The sequence below is a fragment of the Caulobacter sp. 73W genome, assembly GCF_041021955.1.
GTDB lineage: Bacteria > Pseudomonadota > Alphaproteobacteria > Caulobacterales > Caulobacteraceae > Caulobacter.
This window is the reverse complement of sequence record NZ_CP158375.1, coordinates 666,978-687,821: the sequence shown is the minus strand read 5'-3', so window position 1 is coordinate 687,821 and position 20,844 is coordinate 666,978. Positions and strand designations below refer to the sequence as shown.

Below are 20,844 nucleotides of genomic sequence, written 5' to 3'. Positions count from 1 at the left end.
ATAGTTCCAAGATCAGCTTGATCGAATCGGGCAAGCGATCTGCACTAGACGCCGGTTTCGGGGCCGTGCGCGCCGAATCCTCCCTGTGTTCTGGCGTGTTGAAAGCGGTATGTCCGAAGCTCTGTTCGTATCTGCGGTGCAGCGGATCGCCGCTGGCGGCCATCCCATCGGCGAGGTCATGGAGGCCGCGGGCCGGCTCGCCGCGTCGGGTCATGTGGCGATGGCGGAGCAGCTCTACCGCATCTGGATCGCCTTCAATCCCAGCGATCCCCACGTCTTCGTCGCCTATTTCAACAACTCCGGTCTCCAGCAGCAGCTAGGCGACCTGGATGGGGCCGAAGCCTCCCTGAGAGCCTCCGTCGAGGTGAACGCGGACTTCCTGCCGGGCTACATCAACCTCGGCAGCGTTCTGGAGAAGCGCGGCCTGCTCAACGAAGCCGTCGCGCAGTGGCGCGCCGCGGTCGATCGCCCGATCCCGCTGACCGGCCTGATCCTCGGCTACAAGGTCGCGGCCCTGAAGCAACTGGGGCGCATCCTGGGCGAACACGATCTCGGCCAGGACGCCGAGGCGGCGCTCTATCAGTGCCTGGACCTGGACCCCGAGCAGTACGACGTGCTCGAGCAGTACACCGCCCGGAGGCTGAGCGCCTGCAAGTGGCCGGTCATCGTGCCGTCGGAGAGGGTCACCCGCGACCAGTTGGTGCGCGGCATCCATCCTCTGTCCCTGGGCGCCTTCAGCGACGATCCCTGGCTGCAGCTCGGCTCCGCCGCCGCCTATGCCGAGCGCTCCACGCCCGAAACCTTCGATCCCGTCGCCTTTGACCGCCGGGACGCCCAGATTGATCTCGCGGGCCGCCGCATCCGTGTCGGCTATGTGTCGTCCGACCTGCGCGACCACGCCGTCGGCTACCTGATGTCCGAGATGTTCGAGCTTCACGACCGCGAGAAGATCGAGGTGTTCGCCTATTACTGCGGGCCGGCGACCGGCACGGTCAACGCCCGTATCCAGAGCGCGGTCGAGCATTGGGTCGATATCCGCGGCATGACCGACGACGAGGCGGCCTTGCGGGTCGCCGCCGACGGCATCGACGTGCTGGTCGACGTCAACGGCCACACGCGCGACAGCCGAACCGGGCTCTTCGCTCGCCGCGCCGCGCCGATCCAGGCGAACTGGCTGGGCTTCCCCGGCACGATGGCGACGCCCTATCACCATTACATCATCGCCGACGAGTGGATCATCCCGCCGGAGATGGAGAAGTACTACTCCGAGAAGGTGCTGCGGCTGCCCTGTTACCAGGCGAACGACCGCAAGCGCGTCGTGGCGCCGGAGAAGCCGACCCGCGCCGACGCCGGCCTGCCCGACGACGCCTTCGTGTTCTGCTGCTTCAACGGTTCGCAGAAGATCACCCGCTTCAACTTCGCGCGGTGGATGGAGATCCTGCAGCGCGTGCCGGGATCGGTGCTCTGGCTGCTCGACCACAATGAGGCGACCAATGCGCGCCTGCGCGAGCACGCGGTCGCCGCGGGCGTCGCGCCGGAACGGATCGTCTTCGCGCAGAAGCTCTACAACCCCTTCCATCTGGCCCGCTATCCGCTGGCGGACCTGTTCCTGGATACGACGCCCTACGGCGCCCACACCACGGCGTCCGACGCGCTGTGGATGGGCGTCCCCGTGCTCACCCTGGCCGGCCGCTGCTTCGCGGCGCGGGTCTGCGGCAGCCTGGTGCGGGCGGCGGGCCTTGAAGACCTGATCTGCCACGACCCGCGGGAGTACGTCGAGCGCGCCGTGGCCCTGGCGGGCGATCGTGCGCAGGTCGCGGTCTACAGGGCGAGGCTGGAAGAGAACCGGTCGTCCTGCGTCCTCTTCGACATGGACGCCCTCGTGTCCGGTCTTGAGGACCTCTACGCCCACATGTGCGCGGAGCACCAGGCAGGGCGGACGCCGCAGCCCGATCTGGTCAACCTCGAGCACTATCTGGATATAGGCGTCGGCATCGACCACGAGGCCAGCGAGATGCTCGCCCAGCCAGACTACGACGCGCTCTACCGCGAGAAATTGGCGGCTCGCCATCGCCGCAGGCCGATCCAGGCGGACAGCCGCCTGTGGACCGCGGCCGACATGGAGGCCGCTGGCCGATGAGCGGCGCCGGCGGGACCGCTCCCGTCCTCGACCTCGCGCGGCGCCTCCAGCAGGAGCGCCGCTGGGGCGACGCCGCGACCATTTTCGAGCATGTGCTGATCGTGGAGCCGGACCGGGAGGATGTGCGCCGCGCGCTCATGCAGACCCACAGCGCGTCGGGGCGGACGCTGGATGCGCTGAAGGTGCTGGGCGAACTGCGCGCGCGGCATCCCGACAGTGTCTTCGCCGCCCAGGACATGAGCGAGCAGACCCGGCCCGCGATCGAACGCTACAATCTGCATATGCGGGCCAACGACGTGGAGCACGCCGCGCCCTACGCCTCGGCCCTGGCGGACCTATCGCCCACGAACCCGCTGGTGCTGCGCACCGCCATGTCCTGCAACCAGACGCTCGGCGACATGGAGGCCGCGGGGCGCTACGCCGAAGCGCTGCTGAAGCTGGAGCCGGACAACCTGTCGGCTCACGAGACCATGGCCGAGGTCTGCAAGGCGAGGGGAGACCAGGCGGGTGATCTGGATCACCGCTCCCGCGTCGCACTGGTCGACCGGCCCGGGCTGCACCCGCTGGTGCGCCTCAAGGACATCCACGACGTCGCCAGCGGCCTGCTGTGCCGCCCCCTCGACGAGAACGCCCTGGCCGAGCTGGAGAAGTTGCTGGCCGCCCAAGGCCAATACAAGGTCACCGAGCCGGAAGAGACCGGCTGGCCGGGCTGGGAGCGTCACTACCGGCTGATGCTGGAGTCCATCGACCTTCCGGCGGTCCTGGGTCCGACGCCCGCCGCGCCGCCTGAGCCGAGGACGACCTTCGCGGACGCCGCCGGGCAGGCGATGACCTGGGACGACGTCACCGCTCGCGCCGACGCCGTGGGCGCCAAGGTCGTCTTCCTGGTCGCCGCGGACGAAGCCTATGTGGCGATGTACGGTCGCTGGTATGTGCGCTCCGTGCTCAAGCACTGCGACGTGCCGTGCATGGTGGTGGTTCATGTGATCGGCGGCGGCGCGGGGCTGGCGCGGTCGGCGCAGGTCGTGGATGTGCAGGACGACGGCCTGGTGTTCGCGGGCGACGACTTCGATGAAGCGGCGGTCACCACTAGGGTACATGACGCGCCGCCCAGGGGGATGGCGGCCAAGCCCATCGGGCACTTCCAGTCCATCCGCTTCCTGCAGGCTGGGGGGCTGTTGCGGCGCCTGGGCCGCCCGCTGTTCATCTCCGACATCGACCTGCTTCTGCAGCGCGGCGTCGCAGATCTACTGGACGGCAATGAGGGCGCGGATCTGGTCTTCAACGAGAACGAGGGCAGCTCCAACGCCGGCGCGCGGCTGACCGCCAATCTGGTCCTGGCCTATCCGACGGCGACCACGGACGCGTTCTTCAGCTTCGTCTCGGCCTATCTCAGCGGGATGCTGACCCGGGATCACCTGACCCGCTGGATCGACCAGGTGGCCCTGATGCTAGGACGCCACCACCTGCTCGCCCGGCATCCCCAGGTCCAGTTGCGCTATTTTGACGTCACTCTGGACATCAACAACATCATGTATCGCAGCTGGCAGGAGAACCCGTTCCGGTTCCTGTCGCTGTACCACGGCTTCGACATGTCGAGCCTGCAGCTCGACTGAGCCCCGCGTTGCCATGACGTCGGGTCAGCCCCCACTATGCGGATAAGCAAAAAAGGGGAAGCCCATGAACGACGCCTTCAAGCCCGGCCTGCTGGCCGGAAAGACCGCCTTCGTCGCCGGCGGGACCAGCGGCATCAACCTGGCCGTGGCCGAGCGGTTCGCCCAGCAGGGCGCCCGGGTCGCCGTGATCAGCCGCAGCCAGGGCAAGGTCGACGCCGCCGTCGCCGGCCTGAAGGCCAAGGGGCATGAGGCCGTGGGCTTCTCCGCCGACGTGCGCGACTACGCGGCGGTCGAGGCGGCGCTGAAGGGGACCCACGAGGCGTTCGGCGAGATCGACATCGTCCTGTCCGGCGCGGCGGGCAACTTCGTGGCCCCGGCCCTGGGCATGTCGGCCAACGGCTTCAAGACCGTGGTCGACATCGACCTGATCGGCACTTTCAACGTGCTGCGCGCCTCGTTCGAGTTCCTGCGCAAGCCGGGGGCGTCCCTGATCAGCATCACCGCGCCCCAAGCCGTGAAGCCCAGCGTCATGCAGGCCCACGTCTGCGCCGCCAAGGCGGGCATCAACATGCTGACGAAGGTGCTGGCCATGGAGTGGGGCGCCATGGGCGTGCGGGTGAACGCCATCTCGCCCGGTCCCATCGCCGACACCGAGGGGATGGCGCGCCTGGCCCCGACGCCGGAAGCCGAGAAGCGGATCAAGGACAACATCGCCCTGCGCCGCTATGGCGAGAAGCGCGAGATCGCCGACGTTGCGCTGTTCCTCAGCACCGACAACGCCGCCTACATCACCGGCACGATCATCGACTGTGACGGCGGCTCGGTCCTGGGCGGGACGGGCTTCGGCTAACCCGCCGCGGCCGCGCCGATATAGCCGAGGTTGGCCGCGCGCAGCACCGCCTGCGATCGGCCGCCGACACCCAGCTTTCCGGCGGCATTGGTGATGTGGAAGCGCACCGTGGGGGTGGAGATGCGGACGATGGTGCCGATCTCCATGTCCGTCTTCCCGGCCGCCGCCCATTTCAGACACTGGATCTCGCGCCGGGTCAGGCGGGCCGCCTCCGCCGGGGCGGGGCGGCGCAGGTCCTGGCAGGCCCCGGCCAGCTTCAGGGCCGCCGCATGGAATTCCGAGGCGCGAGCGGCGAAGATGGTCTCCACCGGAACCTCGGGATCGGGCGAGGCCCAGACGATGGCCCCGATCACCCCGCGCGGCAGATAGGCGGGGGCGATGATCGCCGCGCCGATGCCGAAAGCGTCCGCCGCCTCGACCCGGCCGAAGGTGTCGACCCACGCCGCCGGCCGCCAGGTCCCGAAGCGGCCGTGGCGGTAGTAGAACGGCTCTGCGCTGAAGCGGGTGGCGTAGACGAAGGGCGAGCGCAGCGCGAATCCCCGGTCGCGCCAGTACTGCAGATCAGGATCGAGCCAGCGGAAGATCGTCTCCGCCACGGGCCTGCCGTCCACGCCGACGATGGCCTCCGGGCTGCCGATGTCGGCGCTGGCGGCGATGTAGGGAAGGCCAGTCTCCACACCAAGGCGTGCGGTGTCCCGCGCCAGTTCCTCGACGAGCTTCAGCCCCGTGCTCACGCGTCCGCCCCTATCATTTTCGACAGCTTGTTACGCCTCAACCCCTTCCGCAAGCTCCGGTGGAACTCGGGACCATGAAGCTCGGGTCGGATGAGCCGCGTGTCAGCCGCGGCCGGAGGGAGAACGGGAATGAGGCTTTGGCTTCGGACGGCGTCCAGCGCCGTCCTTGCGACCCTGTGCGCCGGCGGTTCCGCCCTGGCTCAGGACAACAACACCCTGGACCAGGTGATCGTCACCGCGACCAAGAGCACGGCCACCCTGCAGGAGGTGCCGCTATCGATCACCGCCGTGAAGGGCGAGACGCTGCAGGCGCAGGGCGTGAACAGGTTCCAGGACCTGACGGGGACCATCCCCAACTTCACGGTCTCGCAGAGCCCGATCTCCGACGTCATCTCCATGCGGGGCATCAACTCCGACCTGCAGGCGGCGGGCGAGCAGGCGGTGGCCACCTTTGTCGACGGCGTCTATCGCGGGCGCGGGGTGCAGTCGCGCTTCGCCTTCCTCGACATGGGCTCGCTGGAAGTGGTGCGCGGCCCGCAAGGGACCCTGTTCGGCAAGAACACCGTCGGCGGCGCCCTGAACATCAACTCGGCCCGCCCCTCGGCGGTCTTCGACGGCTCGATCTCGGCCGGCTACGAGTTCGAGCAGGGCGAGACCGAGGTGCTGGGCTTCATCACCGGCCCGGTCTCCGACCGCCTGCGGGTGCGTGCCGGTTTCCAGTACAACGAGATGAAGGATGGCTGGGTCGACAACAGCTATTACGACGAGGCCCAGCCTCGCTACACCAACTGGGCTGGGCGCCTGTCGGCCGAGGCGGACCTGTCGGCGAACGCCAAGCTCTTCGCCCGTTACGACCACAGCGACTTCGACACCAAGGGCAACCCGATCGAGATCATCCATCTGGGCGGGGCGCTGGCGCCGCTGCTGACCAGCCTGGGTGTCGACGGCGACATCGACGGCAAGGCGCGGCAGGGCAACAGCTCGCCCTTCCTCGATCTCGGCTCGGCCTTCGTCATGGACGGCGGCACGGACGAGCTGATGGCGCGCCTCGACTGGCGCACGCCCATAGGCGAATGGACCACCATCGCGGCTTACTCGGGCTACGACTTCCTGCGCGCCTTCGACGCCGACCTCGGCCCGCTCGACGTGCTGCAGGTCAAGCAGGACGAGAAGTACGAACAGTACAGTCTGGAAAGCCGCATCAGCTTCGCCGCCATCGGCAAGGTGCGGCCCCTGGCCGGCGTCTATCTGCAGCAGTCGCAGCTCGACAACGACGGCTGGACCTACGCCAACACCGTGCCGCTGGGCGCGCCGTTCCCGCCGCTGAACCGCTTCGGCCGGTTCCAGCAGGAGAGCAAGCTGTGGGCTATTTTCGGCCAGGCGACCATCGACCTGACCGACAAGCTCGAGGCCACCGGCGGCCTGCGCTACGCCTCCGAAAAGAAGGACGCGCTGCAGGAGATCACCCTGACCAACGCGACGACCGGCGGTCCGCTGCCGGCGCCGGTTCTGGCGGCTCTGGCCAATGCGGTGCTGGAGGCGACGCCCCACGTCCTGCGACCGAGCAGCAAGGAGAACGACACCTCCTGGTCGGCCAACCTGCGCTGGAAGCCGACGGACGAGGCCAGCTTCTACGTCAGCGCCGCGCACAGCACCCTGGGCGGCGGCTTCAACGCCGCCTACTTCGGAACCGGGGGCGCGCGCCCGGGCGAGACGGCGGATCAGTACCAGCAGCGCATGCTGCGGGAGATCGCCTATCGGCCGGAAAAGGCCACCTCCTACGAGATCGGGGCCAAGCTGCGGTTCGGCGGCAACGCCGAGCTGAACGCCGCGATCTTCCACGTGAACTACGACGACATCCAGACCTCGCAGTTCACCGGCGGCACGTCCTACGTCGTCGGCAACGCGGCGGCGGCGCGGGCCCGCGGGCTTGAGCTCGACGGGCGCTGGCGGCCGGTGGATGAGCTGACCCTCAACGCCGCCATCGGCTACATCGACTTCGAGTACACCGACTACAAGAACGCCGGCTGCACCGTGGCCCAGATCGCGGCGGGCGGTTACGCTAACGGCGCGCTGTGTTCGGCCGCCGGGGTCAACGACCTGACCGGCCGCACCAACCAGATCACTCCCGAGTGGACGGTCAGCTTCGGCGTGCGCTGGGTGAAGCCGATCGGCGACTACCAGCTGACCGTCGATGGCCAGGCCAACTATGTCGACCAGTTCTACGGGGCCCAGGATCTCGATCCCCAGACGCTGCAGAAGGCGGTGACCAAGGTGAACCTGCTGGTCGGCGTCGGTCCCCGGGACCGCGACTGGGTGCTGGACCTCGTCGTCCGCAACCTGACCAACGAGCGGACCTTCCAAACCGCCAACGACGTGCCCCTGGCGACGGGATCGTACTTCGCCACCATCGAGCGTCCGCGCTCCGTGGCTCTGCGCCTGCGGGTGAACTTCTAGTCCTTCCCACCTCGGGAAACCTCGCGCCGACGCCGGTTCGCCGGTGTCGGCGTTCTTCCTCCTGACCGTTTGGAGTGTTGCTTGAATCTAGATCTGGATCCGGAGGACCTGGCGTTTCGTGACGAAGTACGTGCGTTCATCGATCAGGCCCTGACTCCCGGGCTGCGGGAGGTCGGACGCCACGCCACCAGCGTCTTCACCGAGAAGCGCCACAGCCTGCCTTGGCAGCGGATCCTGCACGCCAAGGGCTGGGTCGCGCCGTCCTGGCCGGTCGAGTACGGCGGCACGGGCTGGAACGAGATGCGGCGGCACCTGTTCGCCGCCGAATGCGCCCGCGCCGGCGCGCCCAACCTGGCCCCCATGGGCCTGAAGATGGTCGGGCCGGTGATCATGAAGTTCGGCACGCCGGAGCAGAAGGCGCACTACCTGCCGCGCATCCTGTCGGGCGAGGATTACTGGTGTCAGGGCTATTCGGAGCCGGGGGCGGGGTCCGACCTGGCCTCCCTGCGGATGCGGGCGGTCACCGACGGCGACGACTACGTCCTCAACGGCTCCAAGATCTGGACCACCCACGCCCAATGGGCGACCCACATGTTCTGCCTGGTGCGGACGTCCACGGAGGGCAAGCCGCAGGCGGGGATTACCTTCCTGCTGCTGCCTATGGACACGCCGGGGATCACGGTCGAACCGATCATCACCCTGGCCGGCGAGCACGAGGTCAATCAGGTCTTCTTCGACAACGTCCGCGTGCCCCGGTCGGGGCGCATCGGCGAGGAGAACCAGGGCTGGACCGTCGCCAAGCACCTGCTGGAGTTCGAGCGGGGCGGAGGTGCGTCGCCCGGCCTGCGTGCGTCGGTCGAGCGTCTGCGCGAGGTGGCGCGGCTGGAGACGTCGGACGGCGAGCGCCTGATCGACGATCCGCGCTTTCGCATGCGGCTGGTGGACGCCGAAATCGCCGTCCAGGCGGTGGAAGTGTCGGAGCACCGGGTGCTCAGCGCCCTGTCGGCCGGCAAGAACCCCGGCGCGGTCTCGTCCCTGCTCAAGACCCAGGGAACCGAGGCCCTGCAACGGCTTGACGAGATCGGGATCGACGCCGCGGCCCACTACGCCGCCGTCGCCCAGTCGGTGGAAACCGGAGCGGGACGCAACTTTCCGCTGATCGGACCCGAACATCTGTTGGCCTTGACGGCCCGCTACCTGAATAATCGCGCAGCGTCGATCTATGGCGGCTCCAATGAAATCCAGCGCGACATCGTCGCCAAGCTGGTTCTGGGCCTGTAGGCGCAGGGAGAGAGACAAAATGGGCGACAACAACGCCATCGACTTCGACCAGATGCCGACCCTAGGCGATGTCGCCCGCTATCACGGGCGGACACGACCTGATGCGGCGGCCTTCAAGTTCGAGGGACGCGAGACCAGCTTCGCCGCCTTTGATCGCCATACCAACCAGGTCGCCAACGGCCTGATCGCGGCCGGCCTGAAGAAAGGCGACCGCATCGCCTATGTGGGCAAGAACAGCGACTGGTACTTCGAGCTGTTCGTGGGGGCGTCCAAGGCCGGGCTGGTCATGGTCCCCATCGGCTGGCGCCTGGCCGTCCCCGAGATCGCCTATGTGGTCGAGGACGCCGAGGCCAGGATGCTGTTCGTCGGCGCCGAGAGCCTGGCCGTCGGGCGCGCGATGGCGCCGACGCTGCAAGGCGCGTCCGCCGTCATCGCCATGGAGGGCGGGGAGGAGTGGCCGGCCTTCGAGGCCTGGCGCGACAGCCAGTCGGACCAGGACCCCGGCGTCGCCATCAGCGACCGCGACGTGGCGATCCAGCTCTACACCTCAGGCACCACCGGCCGGCCCAAGGGCGCCATGCTCAGCCACGGCAACCTGCTGCGCGGCCGCCGCGAGGCGACCCTCCAGCCGATGGAATGGAACCAGTGGGTCCCCGAGGACGTCAGCCTGGTCGCCATGCCCGTGGCTCACATCGGCGGCAGCGGCTGGGGCCTGGTCGGCCTGTTCAACGGCGCGACCGGCGTGGTGGCGCGAGAGTTCGACCCCTTCAAGGTGCTCGACTTCATCGAGCATGACCGGGTGTCCAAGCTGTTCCTGGTGCCCGCCGCCCTGCAGATCGTGGTGCGTCAGCCGAGGGCGCGGGACATCGACTACAGCCGCCTGAAGTACATGCTCTACGGCGCCGCGCCGATCCCGCTGGACCTGCTGCGCGAGGCGATGGACGTGTTCGGCTGCGGGTTCGTCCAGCAGTACGGCATGACCGAGACCTGCGGCACCATCGTCTATCTGCCGCCCGAGGATCACGACCCCGCCGGCACGCCGCGCATGCGCTCCGCCGGCCTGCCGATGCCGGGGGTGGAGATCAAGGTGGTGGACGAGACGGGGGCAGAGGTCCCGCGCGGCACGGTGGGCGAGGTGGCGACCCGTTCGGCCGCCAACATGACCGGCTATTGGAAGCTGCCGGAGGCCACCGCCTCGACCATGGCCTCGGACGGCTGGCTGCGCACCGGCGACGCCGGCTACATGGACGAGGACGGCTATCTGTTCATCCACGACCGGGTGAAGGACATGATCATCACCGGCGGCGAGAACGTCTATCCCGCCGAGGTCGAGAGCGCCGTCTATGGCCACCCGCATGTGGGCGAGGTTGCGGTGATCGGCGTCCCCGACGAGAAGTGGGGCGAGGCGGTCAAGGCCGTGGTCGCGCCCAAGCCGGGGGTGACCCCCGACGCCGACGACATCATCGCCTTCGCCCGCTCGCGCATCGCCCATTTCAAGGCGCCCAAGAGCGTGGATTTCATCGAGGCCCTGCCGCGCAACGCCGCCGGCAAGATCCTGCGCCGCCAGTTGCGCGAACCCTATTGGGAAGGCCGCGAACGCCGGGTGAACTGACAGAAACCGCCAAGAGTGGTGGTTTTCCACAGCTTGATACCTGTGGTTGGGGAACCAGTGTTCCTGCCGAACGTTGGGCGCTGATCGGGGGTGCTTGGGCGGGTGCGCCGACTATAGGAGCCATTGGCTCCGGGTGTTGACGCCGGCCATGCGGCCTCGAGCGCGAGTGCGTCTTTCGAGGAAGCTGAACCATGCTTGCAGCGACGGCCGAACGGCAATCCAGCCTGGACGTCCATCAACTTCTCGCGGCGCTTCGTGCGTTCCGGCGAGGGGACTTCTCCGTCCGTCTGCCCGGCGACCTGACGGGTGTCGACGGCGAGCTGGCCGAGGCCTTCAACGACGTCGTCGATCTCAACGACCGCATGAGCAAGGAGTTCGAGCGGCTCGGCGACGTGGTCGGCAAGCAGGGCAAGATCAATCACCGCGCGGCTCTTTCGGGTGCCACGGGCTCCTGGGGCGCCAGCGTCGAGGCGGTGAACAGCCTGATCACCGACATGGTCCACCCGACCGCCGAAATGGCCCGCGTGATCGGCGCGACCGCCAAGGGCGACCTGTCCCAGACCATGGACCTGGAGAACGAGGACCGCCCCCTGCGCGGCGAGTTTCTGCGCATCGGCCGGGTCGTGAACACCATGGTCGGGCAGTTGGGCTCCTTCGCCTCGGAAGTGACCCGCGTGGCCCGCGAAGTGGGCACCGAGGGCAAGCTGGGCGGTCAGGCCCAGGTCAAGGGCGTCGCCGGCACCTGGAAGGATCTCACCGACAACGTGAACCTGATGGCCGCCAACCTGACGGGTCAGGTCCGGAACATCGCCGAGGTGACCACCGCCGTCGCCACCGGCGACCTTTCGCGCAAGATCACCGTGGACGTGAAGGGCGAGGTGCTGGAGCTGAAGAACACCATCAACACCATGGTGGACCAGCTGAACTCCTTCGCCTCGGAAGTGACCCGCGTGGCCCGCGAAGTGGGTACGGAGGGCAAGCTGGGCGGCCAGGCGCAGGTGCGCGGCGTGGCCGGCACCTGGAAGGACCTGACCGACAACGTGAACATGATGGCCGCCAACCTGACGGGTCAGGTACGGAACATCGCCGAGGTGACCACCGCCGTCGCCAAGGGCGACCTGTCTAAGAAGATCACCGTGGACGTGAAGGGCGAGATCCTTGAGCTGAAGTCGACCATCAACGTCATGGTGGACCAGCTGAACGGCTTCGCCTCGGAAGTGACCCGCGTGGCCCGTGAAGTGGGCACCGAGGGCAAGCTGGGCGGCCAGGCCCGCGTGGAAGGCGTGGCCGGCACCTGGAAGGACCTGACCGACAACGTGAACTTCATGGCCGAGAACCTGACCGGCCAGGTGCGGAACATCGCCGAGGTGACCACCGCCGTCGCCAAGGGCGACCTGTCCAAGAAGATCACCGTGGACGTGAAGGGCGAGATCCTTGAGCTGAAGTCGACCATCAACGTCATGGTGGACCAGCTGAACGGCTTCGCCTCGGAAGTGACCCGCGTGGCGCGCGAAGTGGGCACCGAGGGCAAGCTGGGCGGTCAGGCCCAGGTGGAAGGCGTTGCGGGGACCTGGAAGGACCTCACCGACAACGTGAACTTCATGGCCGAAAACCTCACCGGCCAGGTGCGGAACATCGCCGAAGTGACCACCGCCGTCGCCATGGGCGATCTGTCCAAGAAGATCACCGTGGACGTGAAGGGCGAGATCCTGGAGCTGAAGAACACCATCAACACCATGGTGGATCAGCTGAACTCGTTCTCGTCGGAAGTGACCCGCGTAGCGAGGGAAGTGGGCACGGAAGGAAAGCTCGGCGGCCAGGCCCAGGTGAAGGGTGTCGCCGGCACCTGGAAGGACCTGACCGACAACGTGAACTTCATGGCCGCCAACCTGACCGGCCAGGTTCGTAACATCGCCGAGGTGACCACCGCCGTCGCCACCGGCGACCTTTCCAAGAAGATCACCGTGGACGTGCGCGGCGAGATCCTGGAGCTGAAGAACACCATCAACGTCATGGTGGACCAGCTGAACGGCTTCGCCTCGGAAGTGACCCGCGTGGCGCGCGAAGTGGGCACCGAAGGCAAGCTGGGCGGTCAGGCCCAGGTGAAGGGCGTCGCCGGCACCTGGAAGGACCTGACCGACAACGTGAACTTCATGGCCGCCAACCTGACGGGTCAGGTGCGGAACATCGCCGAGGTGACCACCGCCGTCGCCATGGGCGATCTGTCCAAGAAGATCACCGTGGACGTGAAGGGCGAGATCCTGGAGCTGAAGAACACCATCAACGTCATGGTGGACCAGCTGAACTCCTTCTCGTCGGAAGTGACCCGCGTGGCCCGTGAAGTGGGCACCGAGGGCAAGCTGGGCGGCCAGGCCAATGTGCGCGGCGTGGCCGGCACCTGGAAGGAACTGACCGACAACGTGAACCTGATGGCCGGCAACCTGACCGGCCAGGTGCGGAACATCGCCGACGTGACCACCGCCGTGGCGCGCGGCGACCTGTCCAAGAAGATCACCGTGGACGTGAAGGGCGAGATCCTTGAGCTGAAGTCGACCATCAACGTCATGGTGGACCAGCTGAACGGCTTCGCCTCGGAAGTGACCCGCGTGGCGCGCGAAGTCGGCACCGAGGGCAAGCTGGGCGGCCAGGCGCAGGTGCCCGGCGTGGCCGGCACCTGGAAGGACCTCACCGACAACGTGAACATGATGGCCGCCAACCTGACCGGTCAGGTGCGGAACATCGCCGACGTCGTGACCGCGGTGGCCCAGGGCGACCTGAAGCGCAAGCTGACCCTGGACGCCAAGGGCGAGATCGCCTCGCTCGCCGACACCATCAACGGCATGATCGAGACCCTGGCCACCTTCGCCGACCAGGTGACCAACGTGGCCCGCGAAGTGGGCTCGGAAGGCAAGCTGGGCGGTCAGGCCCGCGTGCCGGGCGCCGCCGGCCTGTGGCGCGACCTGACCGACAACGTCAACGAACTGGCCGCCAACCTGACCACCCAGGTCCGCGCCATCGCCGAGGTGTCCACCGCCGTGACCAAGGGCGACCTGACGCGGTCGATCACCGTGGAGGCGTCGGGGGAAGTCGCGGCCCTGAAGGACAACATCAACGAGATGATCCGCAATCTGAAGGATCAGACGTTGAAGAACACCGAGCAGGACTGGCTGAAGACCAACCTGGCCCGGTTCAGCCGCATGCTGCAGGGCGAGCGCGACCTGTCGACCGTGTCGAACCTGGTGCTGTCCGAACTGGCGCCGCTGATCAGCGCCCAGCACGGCCTGTTCTATGTCTCCGACCGCGACGAGAACGGGGACGAGGTGCTGACCCTGGCGGCCAGCTACGCCTTCAATCCGAAGAAGCCCCCCGCCGCGCAGCTTCGTCCCCGCGAAGGCCTGATCGGCCAGTGCGCGGTGGAGAAGGAGCGCATCGTCCTCACCAACGTGCCCAAGAACTACCTGCAGGTCAGCTCCGGCCTGGGCGCGTCATCGCCGCACAACATCGTCGTCCTGCCAGCCCTGTTCGAAGGCGAGCTGAAGGCGGTGATCGAGCTGGCCACCCTGGGCGAGTTCAACGAGACCCAGCAGGCCTTCCTTGACCAGCTGATGGAGTCGATCGGCATCGTGCTCAGCACCATCGCCGCCAACATGCGGACCGAGGGCCTGCTGGCTCAGTCACAGTTGCTGACCGGCGAACTGCAGGCGCAGCAGGAAGAGCTGAAGAAGACCAACGACCGCCTGGAGCAGCAGGCCGCGTCCCTGCGTCAGTCCGAGGAGCTGCTGCGCAGCAAGCAGGACGAACTGCAGCAGACCAACGCCGAGCTGGAGGACAAGGCGATCCTGCTGTCCGCCCAGAACAAGCAGGTGGAGGCCAAGAACCACGAGGTGGAGCAGGCAAAGATGGCCTTGGAGGAGAAGGCCGAGCAGCTGGCCCTGACTTCCAAGTACAAGTCGGAGTTCCTGGCCAATATGAGCCACGAACTGCGCACGCCGCTGAACAGCCTGCTGATCCTGTCCAAGATGCTGAGCGAGAACGCCCAGGGCAATCTGAGCGACAAGCAGGTGGAGTTCGCCAAGAACATCCACGACGCCGGCACCGATCTGCTGGGCCTGATCAATGACATCCTCGACCTATCGAAGATCGAGTCCGGCACCGTTACCCTGGACATCGGCGAGATGTCGTTCGCCAGCCTGCGCGACCAGATGGACCGCACCTTCGCCCAAATCGCGCAGGGCAAGAAGCTGGACTTCGGCATCGACGTCGACCCCGGCCTGCCGCGCTCGATGTACACCGACGACAAGCGTCTGCTGCAGGTGATCAAGAACCTGCTGTCCAACGCCTTCAAGTTCACGGAAGCCGGCTCGGTGAAGCTGAAGGTGGCCCGCGCCACCGGCGGCTGGGCGTCGGGCAACGACCACCTGAACACCGCCGGCCAGGTCCTGGCCTTCTCGGTCGAGGACACCGGCATCGGCATCCCCGAGGACAAGCAGCGGATCATCTTCGAGGCCTTCCAGCAGGCCGACGGCACCACCAGCCGCAAGTACGGCGGCACGGGCCTGGGCCTGTCGATCAGCCGCGAGATCACCCGCCTGCTGGGCGGGGAGCTGAAGGTCGTCTCGACCCCGGGCGAGGGCAGCACCTTCACCCTGTATGTGCCGCTGAACTTCAGCCCCGCCGCGCAGCCGGCGCCGGCGCCGCGCGGTCCCGCCACCTCGCCGCAGCCGTTCCGCCTGTCCACGGCCTCGATCGCCGACGCCGAGCCGGCCGAGGCGGTGGTCGATGACCGCGAGCAGATCGAACCGGGCGACCCGGTGGTGCTGATCGTCGAGGACGATCCGCGCTTCTCGTCCATCCTGCTGTCCCTCATCCGCGACGTGGGCTTTAAGGGCGTGGTGACGGGCGAGGGGTCGGCTGTGCCATCCCTGGCGCGGCGCTTCTCGCCCTACGCCATCATGCTGGACGTGGGGCTGCCGGACATGGACGGCCTGGCCCTGCTGGACCTGCTGAAGCGAACGCCGGACACGCGGCACATCCCGGTGCATGTGATCTCGGCCGACGACCATGGCGGGCTTGGCCTGTCCATGGGGGCGGTGGGCTTCACCTCCAAGCCGGTGGCGCGCGAGGCGGTCATCTCGTCTCTGGAAGAGGTCAAGAAGCTGGCCATGCAACAGGCGGCGCCCGTGATCCTGGTCGGCGGCGACGCCGACGGCGAGGCGGGCGCGACCCTGGAGCAGGCCTTCGCCGTCGAACGTGGCGCGGCCCTCGCCGATCTGCCCGACAGCGCCTTCACGGGCGAGCAGGGCTGCATGGTCATCGACGTGGGCGGCGGTCCCGTCGGCCCGATAATCGACGTGCTGAAGCAGCGTCAAGCCCGCCCGGGCGTGGTGGTGCTGTACGCCCCGCAGGAGCTCGAAGCCGACGACGACCGCCGCCTGCGCCTGGCGGTGTTCGCTGGCCTGGCGCGATTGGCTCGTACGCCGGAGCAACTGATCGACCATGTCAGTCTGCTGCTGCATGCCCCGGTCGAGGGACTGTCCGATCCCGCCCGCACCATGCTGGCCCAGGGGCGGCACGCCGACGCCGTCCTGACCGGCCGCACCGCGGTGGTCATCGACGACGACATCCGCAACATTTTCTCCCTGGCAAGCGCCCTGGAAGAGTACGGGATCGAGCTGCGCTACGCCGAAAGCGGCCGCGCGGGCCTGGACCTGCTCGACAGCATGCCCGAGGTGGACATGGTGCTGGTGGACATCATGATGCCCGACATGGACGGATACGAGACCATGCGCGAGATCCGCTCACGGCCGCAGTTCTCGGACCTGCCGGTGATCGCGGTCACCGCCAAGGCCATGAAGGGCGACCGCCAGAAGTGCATCCAGGCGGGGGCGTCGGACTACGTCTCCAAGCCGGTCGATATCGACCAGCTGATCTCGGTCCTTCGCGTTTCGGTGCAACGCGCCGACGCACAACGCCTGGCCGGCGACAAGATCGTCGCCCTCGTCCCGGCCGCCAGCTGATCCATGGTCGAGGCGGTCGCCAATCACAGTCTCGAACCGCTCCCGGGCGAGGAGCGGCTGACGACGCGCATCCTCATCGTCGACGACGATGAGCGCAACGCGTTCGCGGCGACCCAGGCGCTGGAGACCCTGGGCCAGGAGCTGGTGGTCGCCCGCTCGGGGGAGGAGGCGCTGCGCCGCCTGCTGACCGAGGAGTACGCGGTCATCCTGCTGGACCTGCACATGCCCGGCATGGACGGCTACGAGACCGCCCGCATGATCCGCATGCGGCGCAAGAACCGCGAGACGCCGATCGTCTTCCTGACCGCCGTATTTCGCGACGAGGCCCACATCTTCAAGGCCTATTCCGCCGGCGCCGTGGACGTGGTGTTCAAGCCGGTCGATCCCTTCATCCTGCGCTCCAAGGTGCAGGTGCTGGTCGATCTGCACCTGAAGACCCTGGAGGTGGAGCGCCAGTCCGAGCAACGCCGGCTGCTGCTGGAAGAGAACGCCAAGGCCCACGCCGACCGCTTGGCCGCCGAGCGCGCCCTGCGGGTCACCCAGGAGCGGCAGGAACAGATCCTCCAGGCCCTGCCGGTGGTGTTCCATTCGCGCGAAGCCGCGCCGCCCTTCGCCACGCTCTTCGTCAGCGCCAATGTGGAGGAGGTCACCGGCTTCGACCCCGAGCGCTTCACCCGCGACGCTGGGTTCGGCCTAAAGCGGGTTCATCCCGAAGACCGCCACCTGCTGGAGAACGCCCTGCGCGAGGCGCTGGAAAAGGGCGACTACGCCTGCGAGTTCCGCTGGCAGTGCGCCGACGGCGTCTATCGCTCCTTCCTCGACCAGGGGGTGCTCGCCCCGGCTCGCGACGGGGAGCCGGCCACGGTGTTCGGGTCGCTGATGGACAACACCGAGCGCCGCCGCCTGGAAGAGGACCTGACCCAGGCCCGCAAGATGGAGGCGGTTGGCCAGCTGACCGGCGGCGTGGCCCACGATTTCAACAACCTGCTGACCGTCATCCTCGGCAATGTCGAGCGCCTGCAGCGCCGCGTCGAAGAGGATGAGAAGCTCAGCCGCCAGGCCGCCGCCATCCGCTTCGCCGCCGAGCGGGGCGGGGCTCTGACCCGCCAGCTTCTGGCCTTCTCGCGCCGCCAGCACCTGAACCCGCGCGTGGTGGAGCTGAAAGACCTGATCCAGAACTTCCTGCCCCTGATCCGTCAGGCGGTGGGCGAGGGGATCACCGTCAGCACGGAGCTGGACGAGGCCCTGCACGTCCACATCGACGCGGCGCAGTTCGAGACGGCGCTGCTGAACCTGTCGGTCAACGCCCGCGACGCCATGGAGGAGCGCGGCCGCCTCTGCATCGCCGCCCGCCACGACGGCGCCGACGTCCTGATCAGCGTGATGGACACCGGCGCCGGCATGGAGCCGGAGGTGGCGGCCCGCATCTTCGAGCCGTTCTTCACCACCAAGGAAGTCGGCAAGGGCTCGGGCCTGGGCCTCAGCCAGGTCTATGGCTTCGTACGCCAGTCGGGCGGCGAGGTCTCCGTCGACGGCCGGCCGGGCGAGGGCGCGCGCTTCGAGATCCGCCTGCCCCGCTCCGAGGCCGCGCCGACTATGGTCGAGACTGTGAAGACCGACCTTTCCATCTCCGGCGGCAGCGAGCGGGTCCTGGTGGTCGAGGACGACCCTCACGTCCTGGCCCTCACCGTCGATGTCCTGTCGAGCCTCGGCTACCGCGTCAGCACCGCCGACAGCGCCGCGGCCGCGCTGGAAGTGCTTAACGGCCGTCGCAAGATCGACCTGCTGTTCTCCGACGTTGTGATGCCGGGCGGCATGACCGGGTTCGAACTGGCGCAGCAGGCGCGCACCCTGCGACCGGGCATGAAGGTGCTGCTGACCTCCGGCTATGTGGGCGACGGCGCCCAGGCCTGGGGCGACGCCTTCCCCCTGATCGACAAGCCCTATGAGACCCCGGCCCTGGCCGCGCGGCTGCGGGCGCTGCTGGACGCTGACCTGGCCAGCAAACCCCTGGCCGCCGCCGTCTGATGTTCCGCGACCCCGAACTCTTCCACTTCATCCGGGAACGGATCGCCTCGGTCTGGGCGCTCGAGCTGCTGTTGATGATGCGCGGCGAGCCGGACCGCTGGTGGACCGTCGCCGGCCTGGCCGCCGAGATGCGCGCCAACGAGACCCTGGTCGAAAGCGCTATGGCCGGCCTGGAGGCCGCCGAGCTGATCTCGCGCGACGCCGCCGGCGGGCGCCGCTTCGCCCCCGTCGACGCGCGGACGGCCGAGCTGTGCGATCGCCTGGCCGTGGCCTTCAAGGAACGGCCCGTGACCGTCATCAAGACCATCGCCATGCCGCCGGACAAGCTGAAGGGGCTGGCCGACGCGTTCCGGTTCAAGGGGGGATCAACGTGAGTTTCTTCGGACCCACGGCGGTCTATCTGCTGTGTCTGATCACCAGCGCGGTGTGCGCCCTGCTGCTGGCCCGGGCCTGGTTCGCCAGCCGCTCGCGCCTGCTGCTGTGGACGGCGATCAGCTTCGCCCTGCTGGCGGTCAACAACCTGTTCCTGGTGGCCGACCTGGTCTGGCTGCCTGACGTCTATCTGCTGCCCTATCGCCGGATCACCTCCTTTGCGGCGCTGGGGGTGCTGCTCTATGGGTTTGTCTGGGAGACCGACCGGTGAGCGGCGAACCCATCACGACCGCCTTCGTCTCCGGCGCCCTGACCGTCGGCTACCTGATGGCGGGCCTGTTCTTCCTGCGCTTCTGGGCCAGGACGCGAGACCGGCTGTTCCTGGCCTTCGCGGCGGCCTTCGCCCTGATGGCCACCAACCAGGCCCTGCCGACCCTGCTGAACGTCCATCGCGAGGAGGCCAGCTGGATCTACCTGCTGCGCCTGGCGGCCTTCTGCCTGATCATCGCAGCGATCCTGGGCAAGAACCTCGGCGGTCGCCGGGGCTAGGCGCTCCAGCTGACAGTGGGGCCATCGGGCGGTTGTCGAACGCCGGCCGGAAGGCGAGGGCGAGGGTGAGTGTCAGCATGAAAACCGCCCGCCAAACCACGCGGTAGGAACTCCCTATTCGCCGAAGTTGTTTCCGAGCCCGACACAACAGGAGACACGGCGATGACCAATCCCACCCAGGACGCACACACCGCCCGCACCGACCTGAAAGGACGCCGGGTCATCGTCACCGGCGGCACCACGGGCATCGGCCGCGCCATCGCCATCCTGCTGGCTAGCGAGGGCGCGCGCCTGTTCATCTTCGGTCGCGAGGAGCGTCCGCTGAACGATGCGCTGCACGCCATCCGCGCCGTCGGCGACGAAGCCCACGGCGTGACCGCCGACGTCTCCAAGCCCGAGGATGTTGAGCGCGTCTTCCAGGCCGCCGACGAGGCGCTGGGCGGCCTCGACGTGCTGGTCAACAACGCCGCCATCTGGGGTGAGGCCTTGGCCGAGATGGAGGAGTGGCGCTACTCGATCGAGACCAACCTCGTCGGCTTCATGGCTTGCGCGCGGGCGGCGGTGGAGCGGCTGATCCAGGGCCAAGATGGCCAGATGGTGTTCATCGGCTCGGTCAGCGCCATCCAGCGCGGCCCGGACTCCTCGGTCTATGTGGCGGCCAAGTCCGGCATCCAGGGCTTCTCCCATTCCTTCCGCAAGGAGGTCGCCAAGCAGGGGCTTCGCGTCACCCTGATCGAGCCCGGCCTGGTCGGCAGCGACCTGGTGGAATCCTCGCCCGCCGAGCAGCGCGAGCAGATCGCCGCCATGAAGATGCTGCGGGCCGAGGACATCGCCGTCGGCGTCCACTACGCCCTGACCCAGCCGGTCCGCTGCAACGTCGTCGCCATGCAGATCGAGCCCCTGCACCAGGAATAGAAAAACGGGCGGCGGCAGAAGCCGTCGCCCTTGAAGTCTCTTTGGAAGGCCAGCCTCCGCTCGACAGGCCGTCGAACAAGATCTCTTCCGCTCCATGGGGGGCCGTATGGCCGGCGGCGGCGAACCACTCGCGCCAGGCCTGGGGTTGGCCCTGGACATGGATCAGCGGCCGCCGCGCCAGTTCCGCCGGGGTCATCGGACCGCCCGTCGCCAACCGGGGGGCGGAGACCGGCGTGTCGCGCAGCGCAATCATCGGCTCCAGCCGCAGGCCCG

General features: G+C 67.9%; 13 protein-coding genes. 12 read left to right on the top strand and 1 reads right to left on the bottom strand.

Translation table 11 applies throughout. The annotated features are described in order from the left end of the window. Positions 1-109: 109 nt before the first annotated feature. The 3 genes from ABOZ73_RS03345 to ABOZ73_RS03335 all read left to right on the top strand — a co-directional run bounded on the left by ABOZ73_RS03345 (position 110) and on the right by ABOZ73_RS03335 (position 4,606). Complete coding sequence (locus ABOZ73_RS03345; RefSeq protein ID WP_369060702.1) at positions 110-2,140, top strand: N-acetylglucosamine transferase; 2,031 nt, start codon at positions 110-112, stop codon at positions 2,138-2,140. After that, entirely contained in the window at positions 2,137-3,756 is a 1,620-nt protein-coding gene (locus ABOZ73_RS03340; protein WP_369060701.1) for a tetratricopeptide repeat protein, read from the top strand. Before ABOZ73_RS03345 ends, ABOZ73_RS03340 begins: the two co-directional genes overlap by 4 nt. 64 nt (positions 3,757-3,820) lie before the next feature. After that, a complete protein-coding gene (locus ABOZ73_RS03335) occupies positions 3,821-4,606 on the top strand; it encodes an SDR family oxidoreductase (protein WP_369060699.1) in 786 nt (261 codons plus the stop codon). Here the strand turns inward: ABOZ73_RS03335 and ABOZ73_RS03330 are convergent. Next, entirely contained in the window at positions 4,603-5,340 is a 738-nt protein-coding gene (locus ABOZ73_RS03330; RefSeq protein WP_369060697.1) for a LuxR C-terminal-related transcriptional regulator, read from the bottom strand. The two genes, ABOZ73_RS03335 and ABOZ73_RS03330, sit on opposite strands and share 4 nt — an antisense overlap. A 129-nt stretch (positions 5,341-5,469) precedes the next feature. Between ABOZ73_RS03330 and ABOZ73_RS03325 the strand changes: the two genes are divergently transcribed. The 9 genes from ABOZ73_RS03325 to ABOZ73_RS03285 all read left to right on the top strand — a co-directional run bounded on the left by ABOZ73_RS03325 (position 5,470) and on the right by ABOZ73_RS03285 (position 20,571). After that, the gene (locus tag ABOZ73_RS03325) at positions 5,470-7,797 is read left to right on the top strand and encodes a TonB-dependent receptor (RefSeq protein ID WP_369060695.1); all 2,328 of its coding nucleotides are present in this window, start codon (positions 5,470-5,472) and stop codon (positions 7,795-7,797) included. An 81-nt stretch (positions 7,798-7,878) separates the two neighbouring features. After that, positions 7,879-9,078 (top strand): acyl-CoA dehydrogenase family protein, encoded by a 1,200-nt coding sequence (locus tag ABOZ73_RS03320; RefSeq protein WP_369060693.1) that lies wholly within the window; start codon positions 7,879-7,881, stop codon positions 9,076-9,078. A 19-nt stretch (positions 9,079-9,097) separates the two neighbouring features. Next, positions 9,098-10,690: a fatty acid--CoA ligase gene (locus ABOZ73_RS03315; RefSeq protein ID WP_369060691.1), complete on the top strand. Its 1,593-nt coding sequence runs from the start codon at positions 9,098-9,100 to the stop codon at positions 10,688-10,690. A 191-nt stretch (positions 10,691-10,881) separates the two neighbouring features. Next, positions 10,882-16,707 carry a HAMP domain-containing protein gene (locus ABOZ73_RS03310; RefSeq protein WP_369060689.1) on the top strand — a complete coding sequence of 1,942 codons (5,826 nt, stop codon included), beginning with the start codon at positions 10,882-10,884 and terminating at the stop codon, positions 16,705-16,707. 3 nt (positions 16,708-16,710) lie between these two features. Continuing rightward, positions 16,711-18,735: a response regulator gene (locus ABOZ73_RS03305; RefSeq protein WP_369060687.1), complete on the top strand. Its 2,025-nt coding sequence runs from the start codon at positions 16,711-16,713 to the stop codon at positions 18,733-18,735. Further along, the gene (locus ABOZ73_RS03300; RefSeq protein WP_369060685.1) at positions 18,735-19,109 is read left to right on the top strand and encodes a hypothetical protein; all 375 of its coding nucleotides are present in this window, start codon (positions 18,735-18,737) and stop codon (positions 19,107-19,109) included. The genes ABOZ73_RS03305 and ABOZ73_RS03300 overlap by 1 nt, the downstream gene beginning before the upstream one ends. Next, the gene (locus tag ABOZ73_RS03295) at positions 19,106-19,378 is read left to right on the top strand and encodes a DUF5985 family protein (protein ID WP_369060683.1); all 273 of its coding nucleotides are present in this window, start codon (positions 19,106-19,108) and stop codon (positions 19,376-19,378) included. Before ABOZ73_RS03300 ends, ABOZ73_RS03295 begins: the two co-directional genes overlap by 4 nt. Beyond that, entirely contained in the window at positions 19,375-19,656 is a 282-nt protein-coding gene (locus ABOZ73_RS03290; RefSeq protein ID WP_369060681.1) for a DUF5985 family protein, read from the top strand. The genes ABOZ73_RS03295 and ABOZ73_RS03290 overlap by 4 nt, the downstream gene beginning before the upstream one ends. Positions 19,657-19,818: 162 nt before the next feature. Continuing rightward, entirely contained in the window at positions 19,819-20,571 is a 753-nt protein-coding gene (locus ABOZ73_RS03285; RefSeq protein WP_369060679.1) for an SDR family oxidoreductase, read from the top strand. The last annotated feature ends 273 nt before the right edge of the window (positions 20,572-20,844 follow it).

Bases quoted from the DNA above. Each gene is read 5' to 3' on its own strand.
- ABOZ73_RS03345 (WP_369060702.1), top strand. From the start codon at position 110: ATGTCCGAAGCTCTGTTCGTATCTGCGGTGCAGCGGATCGCCGCTGGC.
- ABOZ73_RS03340 (WP_369060701.1), top strand. From the start codon at position 2,137: ATGAGCGGCGCCGGCGGGACCGCTCCCGTCCTCGACCTCGCGCGGCGC.
- ABOZ73_RS03335 (WP_369060699.1), top strand. From the start codon at position 3,821: ATGAACGACGCCTTCAAGCCCGGCCTGCTGGCCGGAAAGACCGCCTTC.
- ABOZ73_RS03325 (WP_369060695.1), top strand. From the start codon at position 5,470: ATGAGGCTTTGGCTTCGGACGGCGTCCAGCGCCGTCCTTGCGACCCTG.
- ABOZ73_RS03315 (WP_369060691.1), top strand. From the start codon at position 9,098: ATGGGCGACAACAACGCCATCGACTTCGACCAGATGCCGACCCTAGGC.
- ABOZ73_RS03310 (WP_369060689.1), top strand. From the start codon at position 10,882: ATGCTTGCAGCGACGGCCGAACGGCAATCCAGCCTGGACGTCCATCAA.
- ABOZ73_RS03305 (WP_369060687.1), top strand. From the start codon at position 16,711: ATGGTCGAGGCGGTCGCCAATCACAGTCTCGAACCGCTCCCGGGCGAG.
- ABOZ73_RS03300 (WP_369060685.1), top strand. From the start codon at position 18,735: ATGTTCCGCGACCCCGAACTCTTCCACTTCATCCGGGAACGGATCGCC.
- ABOZ73_RS03285 (WP_369060679.1), top strand. From the start codon at position 19,819: ATGACCAATCCCACCCAGGACGCACACACCGCCCGCACCGACCTGAAA.